Source organism: Mycobacterium sp. 360MFTsu5.1 (genome assembly GCF_000383495.1).
Classification (GTDB): domain Bacteria; phylum Actinomycetota; class Actinomycetes; order Mycobacteriales; family Mycobacteriaceae; genus Mycobacterium; species Mycobacterium mucogenicum_B.
In genome coordinates this window covers 69,368-86,928 of the sequence record NZ_KB911467.1, presented here as the reverse complement: position 1 = coordinate 86,928, position 17,561 = coordinate 69,368, and the positions used below count along the sequence as shown (strand labels likewise).

General features: G+C 68.8%; 17 protein-coding genes. 14 read left to right on the top strand and 3 right to left on the bottom strand.

Translation table 11 applies throughout. The annotated features are described in order from the left end of the window. The first annotated feature begins 9 nt into the window (after positions 1-9). The 3 genes from aroC to aroB are packed head-to-tail and all read left to right on the top strand — an operon-like array spanning position 10 to position 2,922. On the top strand, positions 10-1,206 hold the full coding sequence (gene aroC, locus H289_RS0115275; RefSeq protein ID WP_029105273.1) for a chorismate synthase: 1,197 nt from the start codon (positions 10-12) through the stop codon (positions 1,204-1,206). A gap of 4 nt (positions 1,207-1,210) precedes the next feature. After that, positions 1,211-1,846 carry a shikimate kinase gene (locus H289_RS0115270; RefSeq protein WP_020101671.1) on the top strand — a complete coding sequence of 212 codons (636 nt, stop codon included), beginning with the start codon at positions 1,211-1,213 and terminating at the stop codon, positions 1,844-1,846. After that, positions 1,843-2,922, top strand: coding sequence for a 3-dehydroquinate synthase (gene aroB / locus H289_RS0115265; protein WP_020101670.1), 1,080 nt, complete (start codon positions 1,843-1,845; stop codon positions 2,920-2,922). The genes H289_RS0115270 and aroB overlap by 4 nt, the downstream gene beginning before the upstream one ends. Before the next feature lie 7 nt (positions 2,923-2,929). Here the strand turns inward: aroB and H289_RS0115260 are convergent, their stop codons facing one another. Together H289_RS0115260 and H289_RS0115255 are read right to left on the bottom strand one after the other, a co-directional pair. Further along, positions 2,930-3,271 carry a hypothetical protein gene (locus H289_RS0115260; RefSeq protein WP_020101669.1) on the bottom strand — a complete coding sequence of 114 codons (342 nt, stop codon included), beginning with the start codon at positions 3,269-3,271 and terminating at the stop codon, positions 2,930-2,932. 145 nt (positions 3,272-3,416) lie between these two features. Further along, positions 3,417-3,986 (bottom strand): B-4DMT family transporter, encoded by a 570-nt coding sequence (locus H289_RS0115255; RefSeq protein WP_020101668.1) that lies wholly within the window; start codon positions 3,984-3,986, stop codon positions 3,417-3,419. Positions 3,987-4,019: 33 nt separating this feature from the next. Between H289_RS0115255 and H289_RS0115250 the strand changes: the two genes are divergently transcribed. From H289_RS0115250 to H289_RS0115200, 11 genes are all read left to right on the top strand, one after another. Then, positions 4,020-5,111: a M24 family metallopeptidase gene (locus tag H289_RS0115250; protein WP_020101667.1), complete on the top strand. Its 1,092-nt coding sequence runs from the start codon at positions 4,020-4,022 to the stop codon at positions 5,109-5,111. Positions 5,112-5,139: 28 nt separating this feature from the next. Further along, positions 5,140-5,703 carry an elongation factor P gene (gene efp, locus H289_RS0115245; RefSeq protein WP_020101666.1) on the top strand — a complete coding sequence of 188 codons (564 nt, stop codon included), beginning with the start codon at positions 5,140-5,142 and terminating at the stop codon, positions 5,701-5,703. Next, positions 5,696-6,163 carry a transcription antitermination factor NusB gene (gene nusB / locus H289_RS0115240; protein WP_020101665.1) on the top strand — a complete coding sequence of 156 codons (468 nt, stop codon included), beginning with the start codon at positions 5,696-5,698 and terminating at the stop codon, positions 6,161-6,163. The genes efp and nusB overlap by 8 nt, the downstream gene beginning before the upstream one ends. A 2-nt stretch (positions 6,164-6,165) precedes the next feature. Next, positions 6,166-6,705, top strand: a complete 540-nt coding sequence (locus H289_RS0115235; protein WP_020101664.1) for a hypothetical protein — start codon at positions 6,166-6,168, stop codon at positions 6,703-6,705. 76 nt (positions 6,706-6,781) lie between these two features. Then, positions 6,782-9,031, top strand: a complete 2,250-nt coding sequence (locus tag H289_RS0115230; protein ID WP_029105272.1) for a molybdopterin-dependent oxidoreductase — start codon at positions 6,782-6,784, stop codon at positions 9,029-9,031. Between the two features lie 454 nt (positions 9,032-9,485). After that, complete coding sequence (locus H289_RS0115225) at positions 9,486-10,226, top strand: GntR family transcriptional regulator (protein WP_020101662.1); 741 nt, start codon at positions 9,486-9,488, stop codon at positions 10,224-10,226. Then, positions 10,223-10,453 carry a 4Fe-4S dicluster domain-containing protein gene (locus tag H289_RS0115220; RefSeq protein WP_020101661.1) on the top strand — a complete coding sequence of 77 codons (231 nt, stop codon included), beginning with the start codon at positions 10,223-10,225 and terminating at the stop codon, positions 10,451-10,453. The genes H289_RS0115225 and H289_RS0115220 overlap by 4 nt, the downstream gene beginning before the upstream one ends. 8 nt (positions 10,454-10,461) lie before the next feature. Then, positions 10,462-11,877 (top strand): ABC transporter substrate-binding protein, encoded by a 1,416-nt coding sequence (locus H289_RS0115215; RefSeq protein ID WP_020101660.1) that lies wholly within the window; start codon positions 10,462-10,464, stop codon positions 11,875-11,877. After that, complete coding sequence (locus H289_RS0115210; protein ID WP_020101659.1) at positions 11,874-12,728, top strand: ABC transporter permease; 855 nt, start codon at positions 11,874-11,876, stop codon at positions 12,726-12,728. The genes H289_RS0115215 and H289_RS0115210 overlap by 4 nt, the downstream gene beginning before the upstream one ends. Next, positions 12,725-13,468: an ABC transporter ATP-binding protein gene (locus H289_RS0115205; RefSeq protein WP_020101658.1), complete on the top strand. Its 744-nt coding sequence runs from the start codon at positions 12,725-12,727 to the stop codon at positions 13,466-13,468. Before H289_RS0115210 ends, H289_RS0115205 begins: the two co-directional genes overlap by 4 nt. Beyond that, entirely contained in the window at positions 13,465-16,176 is a 2,712-nt protein-coding gene (locus H289_RS0115200) for a fumarate reductase/succinate dehydrogenase flavoprotein subunit (RefSeq protein ID WP_020101657.1), read from the top strand. The genes H289_RS0115205 and H289_RS0115200 overlap by 4 nt, the downstream gene beginning before the upstream one ends. On the opposite strand, the gene H289_RS30575 is transcribed toward H289_RS0115200, so the two are convergent. After that, complete coding sequence (locus tag H289_RS30575; protein WP_020101656.1) at positions 16,122-17,558, bottom strand: amidase; 1,437 nt, start codon at positions 17,556-17,558, stop codon at positions 16,122-16,124. The two genes, H289_RS0115200 and H289_RS30575, sit on opposite strands and share 55 nt — an antisense overlap. Between the last annotated feature and the right edge of the window lie 3 nt (positions 17,559-17,561).

Genomic DNA, 17,561 nt, shown 5'->3' with positions numbered 1-17,561 from the left:
ATGGGACACGTGTTGCGATGGACCACAGCAGGTGAATCCCATGGTCGTGCCCTGGTGGCCATGCTCGAAGGCATGGTGGCCGGTCTTTCGGTGACCTCGGACGACATCGCCACGCAGTTGCAGCGGCGTCGTCTCGGCTACGGCCGCGGTGCCCGGATGAAGTTCGAAAAGGACGAAGTCACACTGCTCGGCGGCGTTCGGCACGGCCTGACGCTCGGCGGCCCGATCGCCATCCAGATCGGCAACACCGAGTGGCCCAAGTGGGAGACCGTCATGGCTTCCGACCCGGTCGACCCGGAGGCGCTGGCCAACACCGCGCGTAACGAGCCGCTCACCCGGCCCCGGCCCGGGCACGCCGACTACGCCGGCATGCTCAAATACGGCTTCGACGACGCCCGCCCGGTGCTCGAGCGCGCCAGTGCCCGCGAGACCGCGGCCCGCGTCGCGGCCGGCACCGTCGCCCGTGCGTTCCTGAAGCAGGCCCTCGGTGTGGACGTCGTCTCGCACGTCATCTCCATCGGCGCCTCCAAGCCCTACGACGGCCCGGTCCCGGGCCCGCAGGATCTCGAGGCCATCGACGACAGCCCGGTGCGTGCCTTCGACAAGACCGCCGAGGAAGCCATGATCGCCGAGATCGAGGCCGCCAAGAAGGACGGCGACACGCTCGGCGGCGTCGTCGAGGTGGTGGTCAGCGGACTGCCCGTCGGCCTCGGCTCGTTCATCAGCGGCGACAACCGGCTGGACAGCCAGCTGGCCGCCGCCGTCATGGGCATCCAGGCCATCAAGGGCGTCGAGATCGGTGACGGCTTCGAGACCGCGCGGCGCCGCGGCAGCGTCGCGCACGACGAGATCTACCCGGGCGCGGACGGCATCACCCGCTCCACCAACCGCGCCGGCGGCCTGGAAGGCGGCATGACCAACGGTCAGCCGCTGCGGGTCCGTGCCGCGATGAAGCCGATCTCGACGGTGCCGCGCGCGCTGGCGACCGTCGACATGGCCACCGGCGAAGAGGCCGTCGCCATCCACCAGCGTTCCGACGTGTGTGCGGTGCCCGCGGCCGGTGTGGTCGTCGAGGCCATGGTGGCGCTGGTGCTGGCTCGGGCCGCGCTGGACAAGTTCGGCGGCGACTCGCTGGCCGAGACCCGCGCCAACGTCGAGAACTACCTGCGTGCGGTGCATGAGCGCGAACCGCAGATGTCCGGATAGCTCGATGGCGCCCAAGGCTGTACTGGTCGGCATGCCCGGTTCGGGCAAGTCGACGATCGGTCGACGGTTGGCGAAGGCGCTGCAGGTGCCGATGCTCGACACCGACGCCAAGATCGTCGAGACCACCGGTCGCAGCATCGCCGACATCTTCGCCGAAGGCGAGCCGGTGTTCCGCAAGATCGAAGCCGACGTGATCCGCGACGCGCTGGCCGAACACGACGGCGTCGTGTCGCTCGGCGGCGGCGCGGTGACGACTCCGGAGGTGCGGGAAGCGCTCGTCGGCCACACCGTCGTCTACCTGGAAATCAGTGCGGCAGAAGGTGTTCGGCGTACCGCGGGCGGCGGACGTCCGCTGCTCGCCGGTGACGATCCGGGCGCCAAGTACCGCGAGCTGATGGCGCAGCGCGTGCCGCTGTTCCGGCAGGTCGCGACACTCCGGGTGAACACCAACCGACGCAATCCCGGTGCCGTGGTCCGCCACATCGTGCACCGGCTCGAGCAGCCACGCTGCGACGAGCACTCCCGGCGCCGCCGCCGCTCGGCGTGGCGCCGGCTGCCGACGGTCCTGAACCCCGGACCGACCACCGAGGCCCCGCCGAGCCCTGCGGCACTGGCGAAACGATTGAAAGGCTCGCAATGACTGAACCCGTCGTCGTTGAGGTTAACGTCGACCGGCCGTACCCGGTGATCATCGGGACGGGCCTGCTCGGTGACCTCGGCCGCGTCTTGCAGGGCCGGCACCGCGTCGCGATCCTGCACCAGCCGGTGCTGAACGAGACCGCCGAGGCGATCCGTAGTTACTTGGCGGACAACGGAATCGACGCGCACCGCATCGAAATCCCGGACGCCGAGGCGGGCAAGGAACTGCCCGTCGTCGGCTTCATCTGGGAAGTGTTGGGGCGCATCGGGATCGACCGCAAGGACGCCATCGTCAGCCTCGGCGGCGGCGCGGCCACCGACGTCGCCGGGTTCGCCGCCGCCACCTGGCTGCGCGGCGTGGACATCGTGCACGTGCCCACGACGCTGCTCGGCATGGTCGACGCCGCCGTCGGCGGCAAGACCGGCATCAACACCGACGCCGGCAAGAACCTCGTCGGCGCCTTCCACCAGCCGCTGGCCGTGCTCGTCGACCTCGCGACGCTGGAATCGTTGCCGCGCAACGAGATCATCGCCGGCATGGCCGAGATCGTGAAGGCCGGCTTCATCGCCGACCCGGTGATCCTGGACCTCATCGAGGCCGACCCGGAGGCCGCGCTGGACCCCGCCGGAACCGTGCTGCCCGAACTCATCCGCCGCGCCATCGCCGTCAAGGCCGAGGTGGTCGCCGCCGACGAGAAGGAATCGGCACTGCGCGAAATCCTCAACTACGGACACACTTTGGCGCACGCCATCGAGCGCCGCGAGCGCTACCAGTGGCGGCACGGCGCCGCCGTGTCGGTGGGCCTGGTGTTCGCCGCCGAGCTCGGCCGGCTTGCCGGCCGCCTCGACGACGACACCGCGGACCGCCACCGCCGGGTGCTCACCGCGCTGGGCCTGCCGGTCAGCTACGACGCCGACGCCTTCCCGCAGCTGCTGGAGTCGATGGCGGGGGACAAGAAGACCCGTTCGGGCGTGCTGCGCTTCGTGGTGCTCGACGGCCTGGCCAAGCCGGGCCGCCTCGAAGGCCCGGACCCCTCGCTGCTGGCGGCCGCCTACTCGGTGGTGGCGAAAGACTGAGCTGCGCTCAGTAGACGGGGTTGAAATAGTCGGTGCCGCCGACAGGGCATTCGACCTTGGCTTTCCACGTCGTGCCGGTCTGGATGCCCGGGAACCACAGATTGTGGCTCTGGTTTGCCTGCAGCTGGAACGGGACCTTGTACACCGGCAGGGGCTTGACCGACTTCCAGCCGAACCACGGCTCCGCGGAGTAGAAGCACAGGCCTTCGCTCCCGGTCGAGTTGATGTGGACGGTGACGCCCGCGGCGTCGCTTGTCGTATCGATCGACGACGCGGCCTGCGCGGTTCCTGATCCGAGGCAGATCATCGCCAGGGCAGCTGCGGCGGTGACGAACTTCGTGCGGTTCATGATGTGCTCCTGTTTGGGATTTGCGGCTCCGGTTGAGCCGCTCTCACAGGTAGGAGCAGTTACGCCGCGGAAGTCTTACAACTTTTCGGCAAAAAAGATCGCGGCCCGTCTGATGACGGGGCCGCGATCTTTTTTGCGTGGCTGCTCAGGACTCGGGGTTGGTCTTGGGCCTGGTCTCAATGACCTCGGTGTTGCCCTCGGAACCTTCGACGGGGACGGCGACGGCGACCGCGGCGAAGACGTCGGTGTCGGCGCGCTCGCTCTCACCGGCGTGGTCGTGCCTCGGCGGCGGCGGGGCCTTGCGGTCGACGAGGTACCGGCCGAGTGACACGCCGCAGACGCCGCCCACGAAGACGATCAGCGCGGTGAACGCGGCGAACGTGGTGACCTCGGCGGCCAGGGCGTCGACATAGATGTTGTCGTAGAACTGGCCGATCAGCCATGCGAAGAAGCCGCTGACGATGCCGGCAAACAGACCGCCGACCAGCCAGGCCATCGCCAGGTCCTCGCGGCGGTCGGGGTCGGGCTGCGCCTTCGCATCGCTCTGGCCGTCGAGAACGCCCCAGGCAAAGGCGGCGAGGATGTACAGCACGACGAGCGTGACACTGATGATCAGCGACTGTTTTTCCCAGGCACCGATCATCGCGCCCTGCAGCAATCGGACGATCACCATCAACGCCGCAAAGACGATTCCGCGCAGCAACCACTTACTCATGAGCAGACAGCGTAGCGAGTAGCGTCACATATCGTGACAATTTCCCACCGGCGCCACATTCTGCGTCGCCAGCTGGCGGCCGCCGAGCTGGATGCGATCCTGGTAACCGACCTGGTCAACGTGCGTTATCTGTCCGGGTTCACCGGGTCCAACGCGGCCCTGCTCATTCCCACTGAAGGGGACACTCCCGTCCTGGCCACCGACGGGCGGTACCGGACGCAGGCCGCGCAGCAGGCGCCCGACGCGCAGATCCTCATCGAGCGGGCGTGTGCTCCCCAGCTGGTGCGCGCCGCGGAAGCCGCCGGAGTCAAGCGGCTGGGCTTCGAGAGCCATGTCATGACCGTCGACGCCCACGCGGCGCTGCAGCGGGTCAGCGGGAACCTCGAACTGGTCCGGGCGCCCGGCATGGTCGAGACGCTGCGTGAGGTCAAGGACGCCGGCGAGATCGCGATCCTGCGGCTGGCCTGCGAGGCCGCCGACGCCGCGCTCAAAGACCTCATCGAATCGGGCGGGCTGCGGGCCGGCCGCACCGAGAAGGAGGTCGGCCGCGAACTGGAGGCGCGGATGCTGGACCACGGCGCCGACGGCCCGTCGTTCGAGACCATCGTCGCGACCGGTGCCAACTCGGCGATACCGCACCACCGGCCCACCGACGCTGTGCTGGCGGTCGGTGACTTCGTCAAGATCGACTTCGGCGCGCTCGTCGAGGGTTACCACTCCGACATGACCCGCACCTTCGTCCTGTCGCCGGTGGCGCAGTGGCAGCGTGACATCTACGACCTGGTCGCGACGTCGCAGCGAGCCGGTCGGGAAGCGCTGGTGCCGGGCACGACGCTGGCGGCCGTCGACCGGGCGTCGCGGCAGGTCATCGCCGATGCCGGGTACGGCGAGCAGTTCTCCCACGGGCTCGGGCACGGGGTCGGTCTGCAGATTCACGAAGCGCCGGGAATCAACTCCGCCGCCGCCGGTACACTGCTTGCTGGCTCCGTGGTAACCGTGGAGCCCGGTGTCTACCTGCCCGGCCGGGGCGGTGTCCGGATCGAGGACACGCTCGTCGTCAGCGGCGATACGACACACACACCTGAGTTGCTTACCCGGTTCCCCAAGGAACTGGCCATCCTCTGATGACAGAGAGCTAGGAGCAGTACCGACCGTGGCATCTACCGCCGACTTCAAGAATGGTCTTGTCCTCAACATCGAGGGCCAGCTGTGGCAGATCACCGAGTTCCAGCACGTCAAGCCCGGCAAGGGCCCGGCCTTCGTGCGCACGAAGCTCAAGAACGTGCTGTCGGGCAAGGTCGTCGACAAGACCTTCAACGCCGGTGTGAAGGTGGAGACCGCGACCGTCGACCGTCGTGACGCCACCTACCTGTACCGCGACGGCGCGGACTTCGTCTTCATGGACGCCGAGGACTTCGAGCAGCACCCGCTGTCCGAGGCCCTCGTCGGCGACGCCGCCGGCTTCCTGCTGGAGAACCTGCAGGTGCAGATCGCGTTCCACAACGGCGCCCCGCTCTACCTGGAGCTGCCCGTCAGCATCGAGGTCGTCGTCTCGCACACCGAGCCGGGCCTGCAGGGCGACCGCTCGAACGCCGGCACCAAGCCGGCCACCCTGGAGACCGGCGCCGAGATCCAGGTGCCGCTGTTCATCAACGTCGGGGACAAGCTCAAGGTGGACACCCGCGACAGCAGCTACATCAGTCGGGTCAATGCCTGACCGTCGCTCTGACAAGGGCCGGCACCAGGCGCGCAAGCGCGCCGTCGACCTGCTGTTCGAGGCCGAGGCCCGCGGGATCACCGCGGCCGAGGGCGCGAAGCTGCGCAATACCCTCGCCGACAGCGACCCCGAGGTGTCGGCGCTGAACCCGTACACGGTGACCGTCGCAAACGGCGTCACCGAGCACGCGGCGCACATCGACGACCTGATCTCGGCGCACCTGCAGGGCTGGACGCTGGAGCGGCTGCCCGCCGTGGACCGCGCGATCCTGCGCGTCGCGGTGTGGGAGTTGCTGCATGCGACGGACGTGCCGGAGCCGGTCGCCGTCGACGAGGCGGTCGAGCTGGCGAAGTCGCTGTCCACCGATGAATCGCCCGGCTTCGTCAACGGCGTCCTCGGCCAGGTGATGCTGGTGACGCCGCAGATCCGGGCGGCTGCGGCGGCGGTCCGGGGCGAGTAGCGGTGGACGAACCGCAGGACTGGGCGCCGTACTCGAGTGTCGAGGACGCGGCGAAGGTCTATCTGCGCGATCCGGAGCTGGCGCTTGAGCAGCTGCGGTCGGTGGTCGACTTCCGGTCCATCAAGTCCTTCATCATGTCGCGCGGCGCGTCCGAGGAGTCCTGGGGCGACGCCGTGTGGCAGGAGGTCGTCCTCACCGACGGTGAGCGGCTGATCATGTGGCGCGCCGACGACGACGCCAATGGCGAGGACGAGCACCTGCGCCGGACTCTGGACACCTCGGTGCGGACCATCCTGCTGTCCACGATCACCGACCACATCCTGACCACGCAGTTCGAGGTACTGGGCGACGGCACGCGGCGCCTGGCGGAGGTGCGGCTGCGGATGTACACGCAGCTGATCACCCGCAGCCGGCAGAAGTCGGCCATCGACACCGATTTCTTCTGCGAGTCGTTCCGGTACACCAAATCCGTCGACGACGGTGGCCTGGCCCAGATGCAGCGGCTGCTGCAGTTCGGCCGGGAGCTTTCGCACGCGTTGTAGCGCGCGTCGATCCCGTCTCCCGGCCACCGGGAATTGTGGCTTCTGCCACACCCTGTAACGGCGTTACGGTGGGTCGATGGGAACCGAGCCACGAGTGATCGCCGAAGTCGGTGAAGACGGACTGCACCTGCACGCCTGTTGCCTGTGCGAGGCCATGTGCGGCTTGGAGATTCAGGTCTCGGACGGCAAGGTCGCCGGCATCCGGCCCAACAAGGCCGACGAGTGGAGCGCGGGCCACATCTGCCCGAAAGGCGCCTCCCTGGGCGCGTTGCACGAGGACCCCGACCGCATCCGCCGGCCGATGATCAAGGTCGACGGGCAGTGGCACGAGGTCGACTGGGACACCGCGTTCCGCCGCTGCACCGAGCTGCTGGCACCCGTCATCGCGAAGCACGGCATCGGCGCCGTCGCCGCGTACACCGGAAACCCACTGGCGCATTCGTTTTCGCTGTCGCGGTACGCGGCGATCCTGCTCGGCCTGTCCGGCATGCCCATCACGTACTCGCCGGGCACCATCGATCAGTGGCCGAAGAACCTGTCGTCGCACCTGATGTACGGCAGCTGGTGGGCCTTCCCGACACCGGACCTGCAGCGCACCGACCTGCTCGTGGTGATGGGGGCCAACCCCGCGGCGTCGCAGGGCTCGCTGCTGGCCGCCCCCGACATCATGGGCATCATCGGCGGAATCCGTAAGCGCGGCAAGGTCATCGTGATCGACCCGGTGCGCACCCAGACCGCCGCCAAGGCCGACGAGTGGCTGCCCATCACGCCCGGCACCGACGCGGCGCTTCTGCTGGGCGTCATCCACGCGGTGTTCGACGAAGGTCTGGTGAACCTCGGCCAACTGGAGCAGCACCTCGACGGCATAGCCGAGCTGTGCCGGGCCGTCGCCGACTGGTCGCCCGAAAGGGTCAGCGCCGCAACAGGAATCGATGCGGAGCGCATCAGGGAACTGGCCCGCGAACTGGCCGGCACGCCCCGCGCCGTCGTGTACGGCCGCATCGGCACCTGCAACCAGGAATTCGGCAGCCTCGCGAGCTGGCTGATCGACGTCGTCAACATCGTCACCGGCCACTTCGACGTTCCCGGCGGCGCGATGTTCGCCACCCCGACCGCCTGGACCGTCACCAGCCAGACCATTCCGGGGCTGGAGGACGGAGCGCCCAACTTCGGCCGCTACCAGACCCGGGTCCGCGGCGCCAAGGAAGTGCTGGGCCAGGTCCCGGTCTCCTGCATGCTCGAAGAGATCACCACCCCGGGCGAGGGTCAGCTCAAGGCCCTCATCACCGTCGCGGGGAACCCCGTGCTGTCGACGCCGGGCGGCGACAAACTCGACGAGGCGCTGCCGCAGCTGGACGCGATGATCTCGGTGGACCTGTGGCTCAACGAGACGACCCGGCACGCCGACGTCATCCTGCCCGGCCCCTCGGCCCTCGAACAGGCGCACTCCGCGGACCTGCTGCTCGGCGCGGCGATCAACAGCTTCGCCCGGTACTCGCCACCGGTGTTCCACCGCGAGGACCCCGACGCGCCGGAGGAGTGGGAGATCCTGATCCGGCTCACCGGACTGTGCACCGGCACCCCGGCCGAGGACGTCGACGTCGCCGCGCTCGACGACGGCTGGTTCGACTACCTGTGCTTCACGCAGGGTCTCGACGGCGCCGAGATCCGCAAGAAGTACGACCACGGTGGCCCCGAGCGCATGCTCGATCTGACGCTGCGGACCGCCGCGTTCGGCGACCGATACGGCGAGAATCCCGACGGGCTGACGCTCGAGAAACTCAAGGCCCATCCAGACGGCATCAACTACGGGCCCATGGTGCCGCGCGTACCCGAGGTGCTGGGCACCGCCGACAAGAAGATCCGCGTGGCGCCGCAGTACCTGCTCGACGACCTGCCCCGGCTCGCCGCACGGCTGGAGCGTCCGGCCGACGAACTCGTGCTGGTCAGCCGGCGGCATCTGCGGTCCAACAACTCCTGGCTGCACAACGTCGGCGCGCTGATGAAGGGCCGCGACCGCTGCACGCTGCTGATGCACAGCCGCGACGCCGCCGCGCGCGGCATCGTGGACGGCGACAACGCCGAAGTCGCCTCGGGCGCAGGGAAGATCGTCGTCCCCGTTGAGGTGACCGACGCGATCAAGCCGGGTGTGGTGTCCATGCCGCACGGCTGGGGGCACGGACAGCCCGGCACCCGGCTGGGGATCGCCAACGCGGCGCCCGGGGTGAACACCAACATCCTGTCGCTGCCGGACTTCCTCGACGAGCCGTCCGGCAACGGCGCGCTCAACGGGATTCCGGTGACGGTGTCGGCCGCGGGGAGTTAGCGGCCGCGTTCTACGTGTTGACTGTGCGTCTACACAGACCGCTACTCGAACTCTCGCGGCGTCAGTGCAATCTCAACTGCTGCAAGGGATTTGCTAGTCGCATGCCCAGCGCATGCGGCCCGTCGAGTGCGCGGAGAGGTCCTTGGTTTCAATCACAAGACACTGTTGGACGTTCTGATTGAAGCCAGGTACTTCTTCGGGGCTCAGACTCAAGCGGTCGCTGAGTTCAATCACCACGGCAGATTTTCGCGGAGCTCGAAGGTTTGGCCACGGCGTGACGCGGTTCGATTCATCGAGATTCGAACTATCTGGCGTTTCCGAGGTGGCGCAATGGTGGTTGAAATGGGTATCTGCGCAGGTCAAGCCTGGGGCAAGGCGGCGCAATGCGGGTACCGTCGAGACACCCGATTCGGGGGTGCAGACCTGATCGCCGCAGGTCCCTACGGTCAACCGCATGCCCACGACCGATCCGACCCCGCTGCGGCGGCGCGCCGACCGCGCCCGCCAGGTGGCCGATGTGCTGCGCCATCAGGTGCGCGACGGGGTCTACGCGGCGGGCCTGCCCGGTGAGGCCGAGCTGGTCGCCGAGTTCTCGGTATCGCGCAACACCGTGCGCGAGGCGCTGGCGATCCTCAAGGCCGAGGGGCTGATCGACCGGGGACCACGCGTCGGCACCCACGTGGCGCAGCGCAAATACGATCACGGACTGCACGCTCTGGTCGGGCTGAAGGAGACGTTCAAGGACTTCGGCGAGGTCCGTAACGAGGTCCGCGCTGCCACGCACCTGCCCGCCCCGGCGGCCGTCGCCCGCCGGCTGCAGCTGACTCCCGGTGAGCCCGTCGTGTTCATCGAACGGCTGCGCTACCTGGGTGACCTGCCGCTGAGTCTGGATCTGACGTACCTGGTGCCCGACATCGGCGCCGCGGTCCTCGAGCACTCGCTGGAGACCAACGACGTGTTCGCGTTGATCGAGCAGGTCACCGAACAGCGGCTGGGCTCGGCGGACATTGCGCTGGAGGCGGTTTCGGCTGACCCGCACACTGCGGCCACGCTGGACATCCCGGCGGGCGGCGCGATCCTGATGCTCGAACGGCTCACGACTCTCGACGACGGGCGTCCCGTCGACCTCGAATACATCCGACTGCGTGGTGACCGAATCACCATGCGCGGCAACCTGTTACGGAGTGAATCATGACGCTGGTCAACAACCAACGAGTCGATGTCCCGGTCACGATCGACGAGTCGCTGTGTATCGAGGGCTGCACCCTGTGCGTCGACGTCTGTCCGCTCGACTCGCTGGCCATCAACCCCGACAACGGCAAGGCGTACATGCACGTCGATGAGTGCTGGTACTGCGGTCCGTGTGCTGCGCGCTGCCCAACCGGCGCCGTCTCCGTCAACATGCCCTACCTCATCCGCTAAGGACCCCCATGAAACGCTTTACCGCCCTGGCCGCCACCGTCGTCCTCGCCGCCACCGGCTGCTCGGTCGATTCGGCCGGAAAGGACGACAACGCCGTCAACGTCGTGATCGGCTACCAGTCCAAGACCATCAACACCGTCACCGCGGGAACGTTGTTGCGCGCCCAGGGATACCTGGAACATCGCCTCGACGAGATCGGCGCCAAGACCGGCAAGAAGTACCACGTCGAATGGCAGGACTACGACACCGGTGCGCCGATCACCGCACAGATGGTCGCCGAGAAGATCGACATCGGCTCGATGGGTGACTATCCGCTGCTGATCAACGGATCGAAGACCCAGAGCAACGAACGCGCCAAGACCGAACTGGTGGCGGCCACCGGGTCGAGCCCGACCGGAGCGCTGAACATGGTTGTGGTGTCGCCGGATTCACCGATCCAGTCGCTCAAGGAGCTGGCCGGGCAGAAGGTCTCCGCCAGTGTCGGTTCGGCCGGTCACGGCACCCTGGTCCGGGCGCTGTCGAAGAACGGCATCGATCCGAAGACCGGCGTCGAGGTGCTCAATCAGCAGCCGCAGATCGGCGCGTCGGCGCTGGAATCCGGTCAGGTGAAGGCGCTTTCGCAGTTCGTCGCGTGGCCGGGGCTGCTCGTCTTCCAGAACAAGGCCCGGCTGCTGTACGACGGAGCCGAGCTGAACTACCCGACGTGGCACGGCGTCGTCGTGCGACGGGCGTACGCCGCAGCACATCCCGAGGTGCTCGACGCGTTCCTGCAGGCACAGCTCGACGCCACCGATTTCCTCAACACCAAGCCACTGGAGGCGGCGAAGATCGTCGCGCAGGGCAGCGGACTGCCGCAGGAGGTCGTGTACCTGTACAACGGCCCCGGCGGCACCCGGTTCGACGCCACGCTGAAGCCGTCGCTCGTGGACGCGCTGAAAGGTGATGTGCCGTACCTGAAGTCGATCGGTGACTTCGCGGACCTGGACGTCGCCAAGTTCGTCGAGGACGGTCCGCTGCGCAAGGCGCTGTCGGAGCGCGGCCGCGACTACAACGCCGAGGTCGCCCGCACCGCGAATCCGTCGCTGGTGCACGGTACCGACCCGGTGTGCAACGTCCCCGTCGACAACCCCGCGCTGGCCGGTGAGCTGTGGCTGGACGGTTCCGACACCACGCAGCCGGCGGCCAACCCGACGTGCCTGCTGAAGGCGATCCGCGCCGCGGAGGCCAAGGGCACCAAGGTCCGGGCCGCCTACGTGCCCGATGCCGAGCTCGGAACCCGTTGGCTGGCAGACAAATCCGTGTGGGTGCAGCAAGGTACCGACTTCGTGCCCTTCGACACCGACGCAGGCGCCCGCCGCTACCAGGCCGCCCATCCCGGTTCGTCGGTGGTGACCTACCAGCAGGCTCTGGTGGGTGTGGCATGACAGCGATCGCCGCGGTGTCGGCGGCGCCGGCGTTGCCGGTCGAGGCTGACCTGCCGCGGCAGCGCGGATCCGCGAAGTGGCGCAGTTACCTCGTCAAGACGCTGTCGGTCATTGCGGCCGTGGGTATCTGGCAGTTGCTCACTGCCAACCACGTCCGGTTCTGGCTGCGGTTCGACAACCTGCCGACGGTGACGCAGATCGCCGCGAAGTTCGTCGAGCGCCTCGGCGCCACGCAGTACTGGCTGGACCTGACGCAGTCGGTGATCCGGATCGTCAGCGGCTTCGGCCTGGCGGCGGTGATCGGTGCCGCCGTCGGCATCGCGCTGGGCCGGTCGCGGCTGTTCGCCGACATCGTGGGGCCGCTGACCGAGCTGGCGCGCCCGATCCCGGCCATCGCACTGGTGCCGGTCGCCATCCTGCTGTTCCCGACCGACGAAGCCGGCATCGTGTTCATCACGTTCCTGGCGGCGTTCTTCCCGATCATGGTCAGCACCCGGCACGCCGTGCGGGCCCTGCCGACGCTGTGGGAGGACTCGGTGCGGACGCTCGGCGGCAGTCGCTGGGATGTGTTGCGGCAGGTCGTGTTTCCGGGTGTCCTGCCAGGACTGTTCGGCGGCCTGTCGGTCGGCATGGGTGTGGCGTGGATCTGTGTGGTGTCCGCGGAGATGATCTCCGGGCGGCTCGGCGTCGGCTACCGCACCTGGCAGGCCTACACGGTGCTGGACTACCCGGCCGTCTTCGTCGGCATCATCACCATCGGCGCGCTGGGCTTCGGCACGTCGGCCGCGGTGGAACTGATCGGCCGGCGGCTGACGCGCTGGCTGCCGCGTGGTGAGGAGAACGCGCGATGACCGCTGTACTCACCTCCGGCCTGCGTCTGGAACTCGACCGAATCCGGCTGTCCTACACCGGAGAGCCGGTGGTGGACGGGCTGAGCCTGACCGTGCAGCCGGGGGAGATCCTGGTGTTGACCGGCCCGTCGGGCTGCGGCAAGTCGACGGTGCTGCGGGCGCTGGCCGGACTGTTGAAGCCCGACGCCGGGCGGGTGCTCGCGGACGGCGAGCTGGTGACCACCACGTCGCGGGACCGCGGCATGGTGTTCCAGGACAGCGCGTTGTTGCCGTGGCGAACCGTGCGATCCAACATCGAGCTGGCGCTGCAGCTGCGCGGCGTGCCGCGCGCCGGGCGCCGGGAACGTGCCGAACGCTGGATCGACGAGGTCGGCCTCACCGGGTTCGCCGACTTCCTGCCGAAGAGCCTGTCCGGCGGCATGCGCCAACGGGTCCAGCTGGCGCGCGGATTGGCCGGTGCGCCGCGCGCCGTCCTGATGGACGAGCCGTTCGGAGCCCTGGACGCCAAGACCCGACATGCCATGCAGGGGTTGCTGATCGACACCTGGCAGGCCCATCCGACCACCATCGTGTTCGTCACTCACGACGTCGACGAAGCCCTCGCCCTGGGCGACCGGGTGGCGGTCCTCGGCCGCGCCGGCCAGCCGCTGCGTGCGCTGCTGGACGTCCCCCGTCCCCGCGACGCCGAAATCTCCCGCACCGAACTGCGGGCCGAAATCCTTGGAGCACTACACCAATGAGCACGCTGGAGATTCCAGACCTCGCCAATCCCGTCCGCCTCGACTGTGACGTCCTGGTGATCGGTGGCGGCACCGCCGGCACCATGGCGGCCCTGACGGCCGCCGAGAACGGCGCCCAGGTCCTGCTGCTGGAGAAGGCGCACGTCCGCCACTCCGGCGCGCTTGCCATGGGCATGGACGGTGTCAACAACGCCGTCGTCCCGGGCAAGGCCACCCCGGAGGACTACGTCGCCGAGATCACCCGGGCCAACGACGGAATCGTCAACCAGCGCACCATCTATCAGACCGCGACCCGCGGCTTCGCCATGGTGCAGCGCCTCGAGCGCTACGGCGTGAAGTTCGAGAAGGACGAGCACGGCGAGTACGCGGTGCGTCGCGTGCACCGCTCCGGCTCGTACGTGCTGCCGATGCCCGAGGGCAAGGACGTCAAAAAGGCGCTGTACCGCGTGATGCGGCAGAAGTCCATCCGCGAGAAGCTGCGCATCGAGAACCGGCTGATGCCGGTACGCGTCCTGACCGAGAACGGGCGCGCCGTGGGTGCGGCCGCTTTCAACACGCGCACCGGCGAATTCGTCACGGTGGGGGCCAAGGCCGTCATCCTGGCGACCGGCGCCAGTGGCCGCCTCGGCCTGCCGGCCTCGGGGTACCTGTACGGCACCTACGAGAACCCGTGCAACGCCGGCGACGGCTATTCGATGGCGTACCACGCGGGTGCCGAGCTCTCGGGCATCGAGTGTTTCCAGGTGAACCCGTTGATCAAGGACTACAACGGCCCGGCCTGCGCCTACGTCGCCAATCCTTTTGGCGGATACCAGGTGAACGCGCTGGGGGAGCGGTTCGTCGACTCGGACTACTGGTCGGGCCAGATGATGGCCGAGGTCAAGAGCGAGATCGAATCCGCTCGCGGCCCGATCTACCTCAAGGTCACCCACCTGCCGGACGAGACCATCACCGCGATGGAGAACATCCTGCACACCACCGAGCGGCCGACGCGAGGCACCTTCCACGCCAACCGCGGCCACGACTACCGCACCCACGACATCGAGATGCACATCTCCGAGATCGGTTTGTGCAGTGGACATTCGGCGTCCGGCGTCTGGGTCGACGAGCACGCCCGCACCACCGTGCCCGGGCTGTACGCCGCCGGTGACATGGCGTGTGTCCCGCACAACTACATGATCGGGGCGTTCGTCTACGGCGACCTGGCCGGCGAACACGCCGCGTCCACCCTCGCCGATGTCGAAGCGCCCGTGGACCTTCCGCGAGACCAGCTGGCCGAGGCGCACGAGCTGATCTACCGCCCGCTGCGGCATCCGGACGGGCCGCCGCAGCCGCAGGTCGAGTACAAGCTGCGCCGCTTCGTGAATGACTATGTGGCCCCGCCCAAGACGGCCACCAAGCTGTCGATCGCGGTCCGCACGTTCGAGCGGATGGCCGAGGAGATCGAGCAGATGGGTGCCCGCACCCCGCACGAGCTGATGCGCACGGTCGAGGTGTCGTTCATCCGGGACTGCGCCGAGATGGCGGCCCGGTCCTCGCTCACCCGAACCGAATCACGCTGGGGCCTGTACCACGATCGTGCCGACATCCCCGAGCGCGACGACGAACAGTGGCGCTATCACCTGAACCTGCGCAAGGGTGACGACGGTGAGATGGAGTTCCTGAAGCGGCCGGTGGCACCGTATTTCGTGCCGGTGCCCGACCTGGACCACCTGCCGTCGGACCACACCGTGCAGCATGTGCACCAGCCGGACCTGGTCGGCGGCAAGGCACCGGCGACCGCGGGCTCGCGGCTGCGCCCAGCCGAACCGGCGACGCCGCCGTCCCCGCGCATCGCTGCCGTGGTGGCTCTCGAAGAGCCGGTGTTCTCCGACCTCGCCGAGTACCTGCAGGACGCCGACGCCGGAGTCCGGCGCGCTGCTGTCGCCGTGCTGGTGGAGAACCTGCCGGACGGCTACCAGCCGGAACTGGTCGCCGCACTCGGTGACGCAGACGGCGCGGTGCGTGCCGAAAGCGCCGACGCCTTGCGGGAACTCGTCGAGGTGTTGCCCGATCCGGCGGCGGTTGCGCCGTACCTGACCTCCGCCGACCCGGTGGTGCGGGCCGTGACGCTGTACGTCCTGAGCTCGCGCCGGGTCGGTGCGGCCCCCGATTACCGTGCCGCCGTGACGGATTCTGATCACCGGGTGCGGATCGAGGCCGTGCGCGCCCTGGTCTCCGTCGATGACGTCGACGGCGTGGCCGCGGCGGCGGCCGACGACAACCGCGAGGTGCGGATCGCCGCCGGCAACGGCCTGGCCACGCTCCGGTCGGGCGCCGACACCGTACGTCAGCTGGTGGCCGACCGTGACCCGCTGGTGCGGGCGGCGGCGCTCGCCGCGCTGGCCGCCGTCGGCTGCGCCGAGCAGGACGTGCCGGAAGTGCAACGCGCCCTTCGGGAATCAGCGTGGCAGATTCGTCAGGGTGCGGTGCGGGCCCTGTCGGGCGCGGCGCCGGAGGTTGCCGTCGAACCACTGTCACAGGCGCTGCACGACCCGCACCTGGATGTGCGCAAGGCCGCGGTGCTGAGCCTGACCCGGTGGGCCGAATCAGAGGAGGCCGCGCGGACCGCGCTCGGTATCGCGCTGGAAGACGGCGACGCCGACGTGCGGGCCTATGCGCGGCATGCGCTCGGTGATGCAGGGCGGCGCGCGCTCGCTACTTCCTGAATCCGGGCGAACGGAAGCTCGGCCTCCAAGAGGAACGCCAGTTCGAGCAGCGTGCGCTCGTCGCCGTAGGCGCCGGACAGCTGGACGCCGACCGGTAAGCCGTCGGGGGACTGGTGCAGCGGGAGCGAGATCGCCGGGGTGCCCGCGATGTTGTTGAGTGGCGTGTAGGCGACGTACCGGCGCAGGCGGTCGATGAGTTCGGGGAAGTCGACGGTCGGTGCGATGTAGCCGAGCCGGGGCGTCGTGTGCGAAAGCACCGGCGACAGCACGACTTCGTGCCGGGCGAACATCTGCGCGTACTGGTCGGCGACACGGCGCAGGCGCAACAACGCACCCGGGGTGCGGTGCAGGTTCCGGCGATGGTGCGCACGCAGCCCCAGGCTCAGGCCGTCGGCCTTGGCGGCATCGAACGACCGGTCGAGGATCAACCGGCCGGTGCCGACCGCGAGATCGGCCAGCAGCGCCCAGTATTGGACGAAGTCGTCGGCGAACTGTGCGGTGACCGGCAGCGCGATCGGCTCGACGACGTGACCCGCCGCCTCCAGCACCGCCGCGGTGGTTTCGACGGCCGCGCGGGTGGCGTCGTCGACCGGCTCGCCGGTGACGCTGTCGAACAGCACGCCGACGCGGAGGGTCCGTTGTGCCGGGCCGCTCACCCGGCCGATGGGTGCGAGTTTCGGGTTGCGCCAGTGGTTCTCGCACGCGGCGACGAACGCGGCGGTGTCGCGGACGCTGCGGGTCAGGACGCCCTCGGAGATCATGTTGATCGGTAGATGACCGGCCTGCTCACCGTCGCGGTGCCGGCCGCGGCTCGGCTTGAGCCCGACCAGGCCCGCGCAGGCGGCGGGGATGCGGATGGAGCCGCCGCCGTCGTTGGCGTGCGCGATGGGCACGACGCCCGCGGCGACCACGGCCGCCGAACCGCCCGACGAGGCGCCGACGGAGTATTCGGTGTTCCAGGGGTTCCGGACCGGCGGCTCGGTCATGTACTCCGTGGTGGCGTTGAAACCGAATTCAGGCATCCGGGTCTTGCCCAGCAGCGTCAGGCCCGTGCTGAGCAACTGTGTCGCGTACGCGCCGTCCCGCTTCGCGGGCCGGGCCGCGAACGCCTCCGAGCCGTGCGTGGTCGGCAGGCCGGCGACGTCGGTGTTGTCCTTGATGAAGGTTGGTACGCCGAAGAATTCGGCATCCGGATCGGTGCCGTGCCGGGGCGGCAGGTCGCACGCCACCGCCCGGAGTTCGGGGTCGACGAGTTGTGCACGGGCGGTGGCGGCGGCGGCCAGTTCGTCCGGGCTGACCTGCCGGTCGCGTACCAACCGGGCCAGGCCGACGGCGTCGTGGTCACCGAGCGCGTCATCGCCGAAGGCGTGAATCGTGGTCATGCG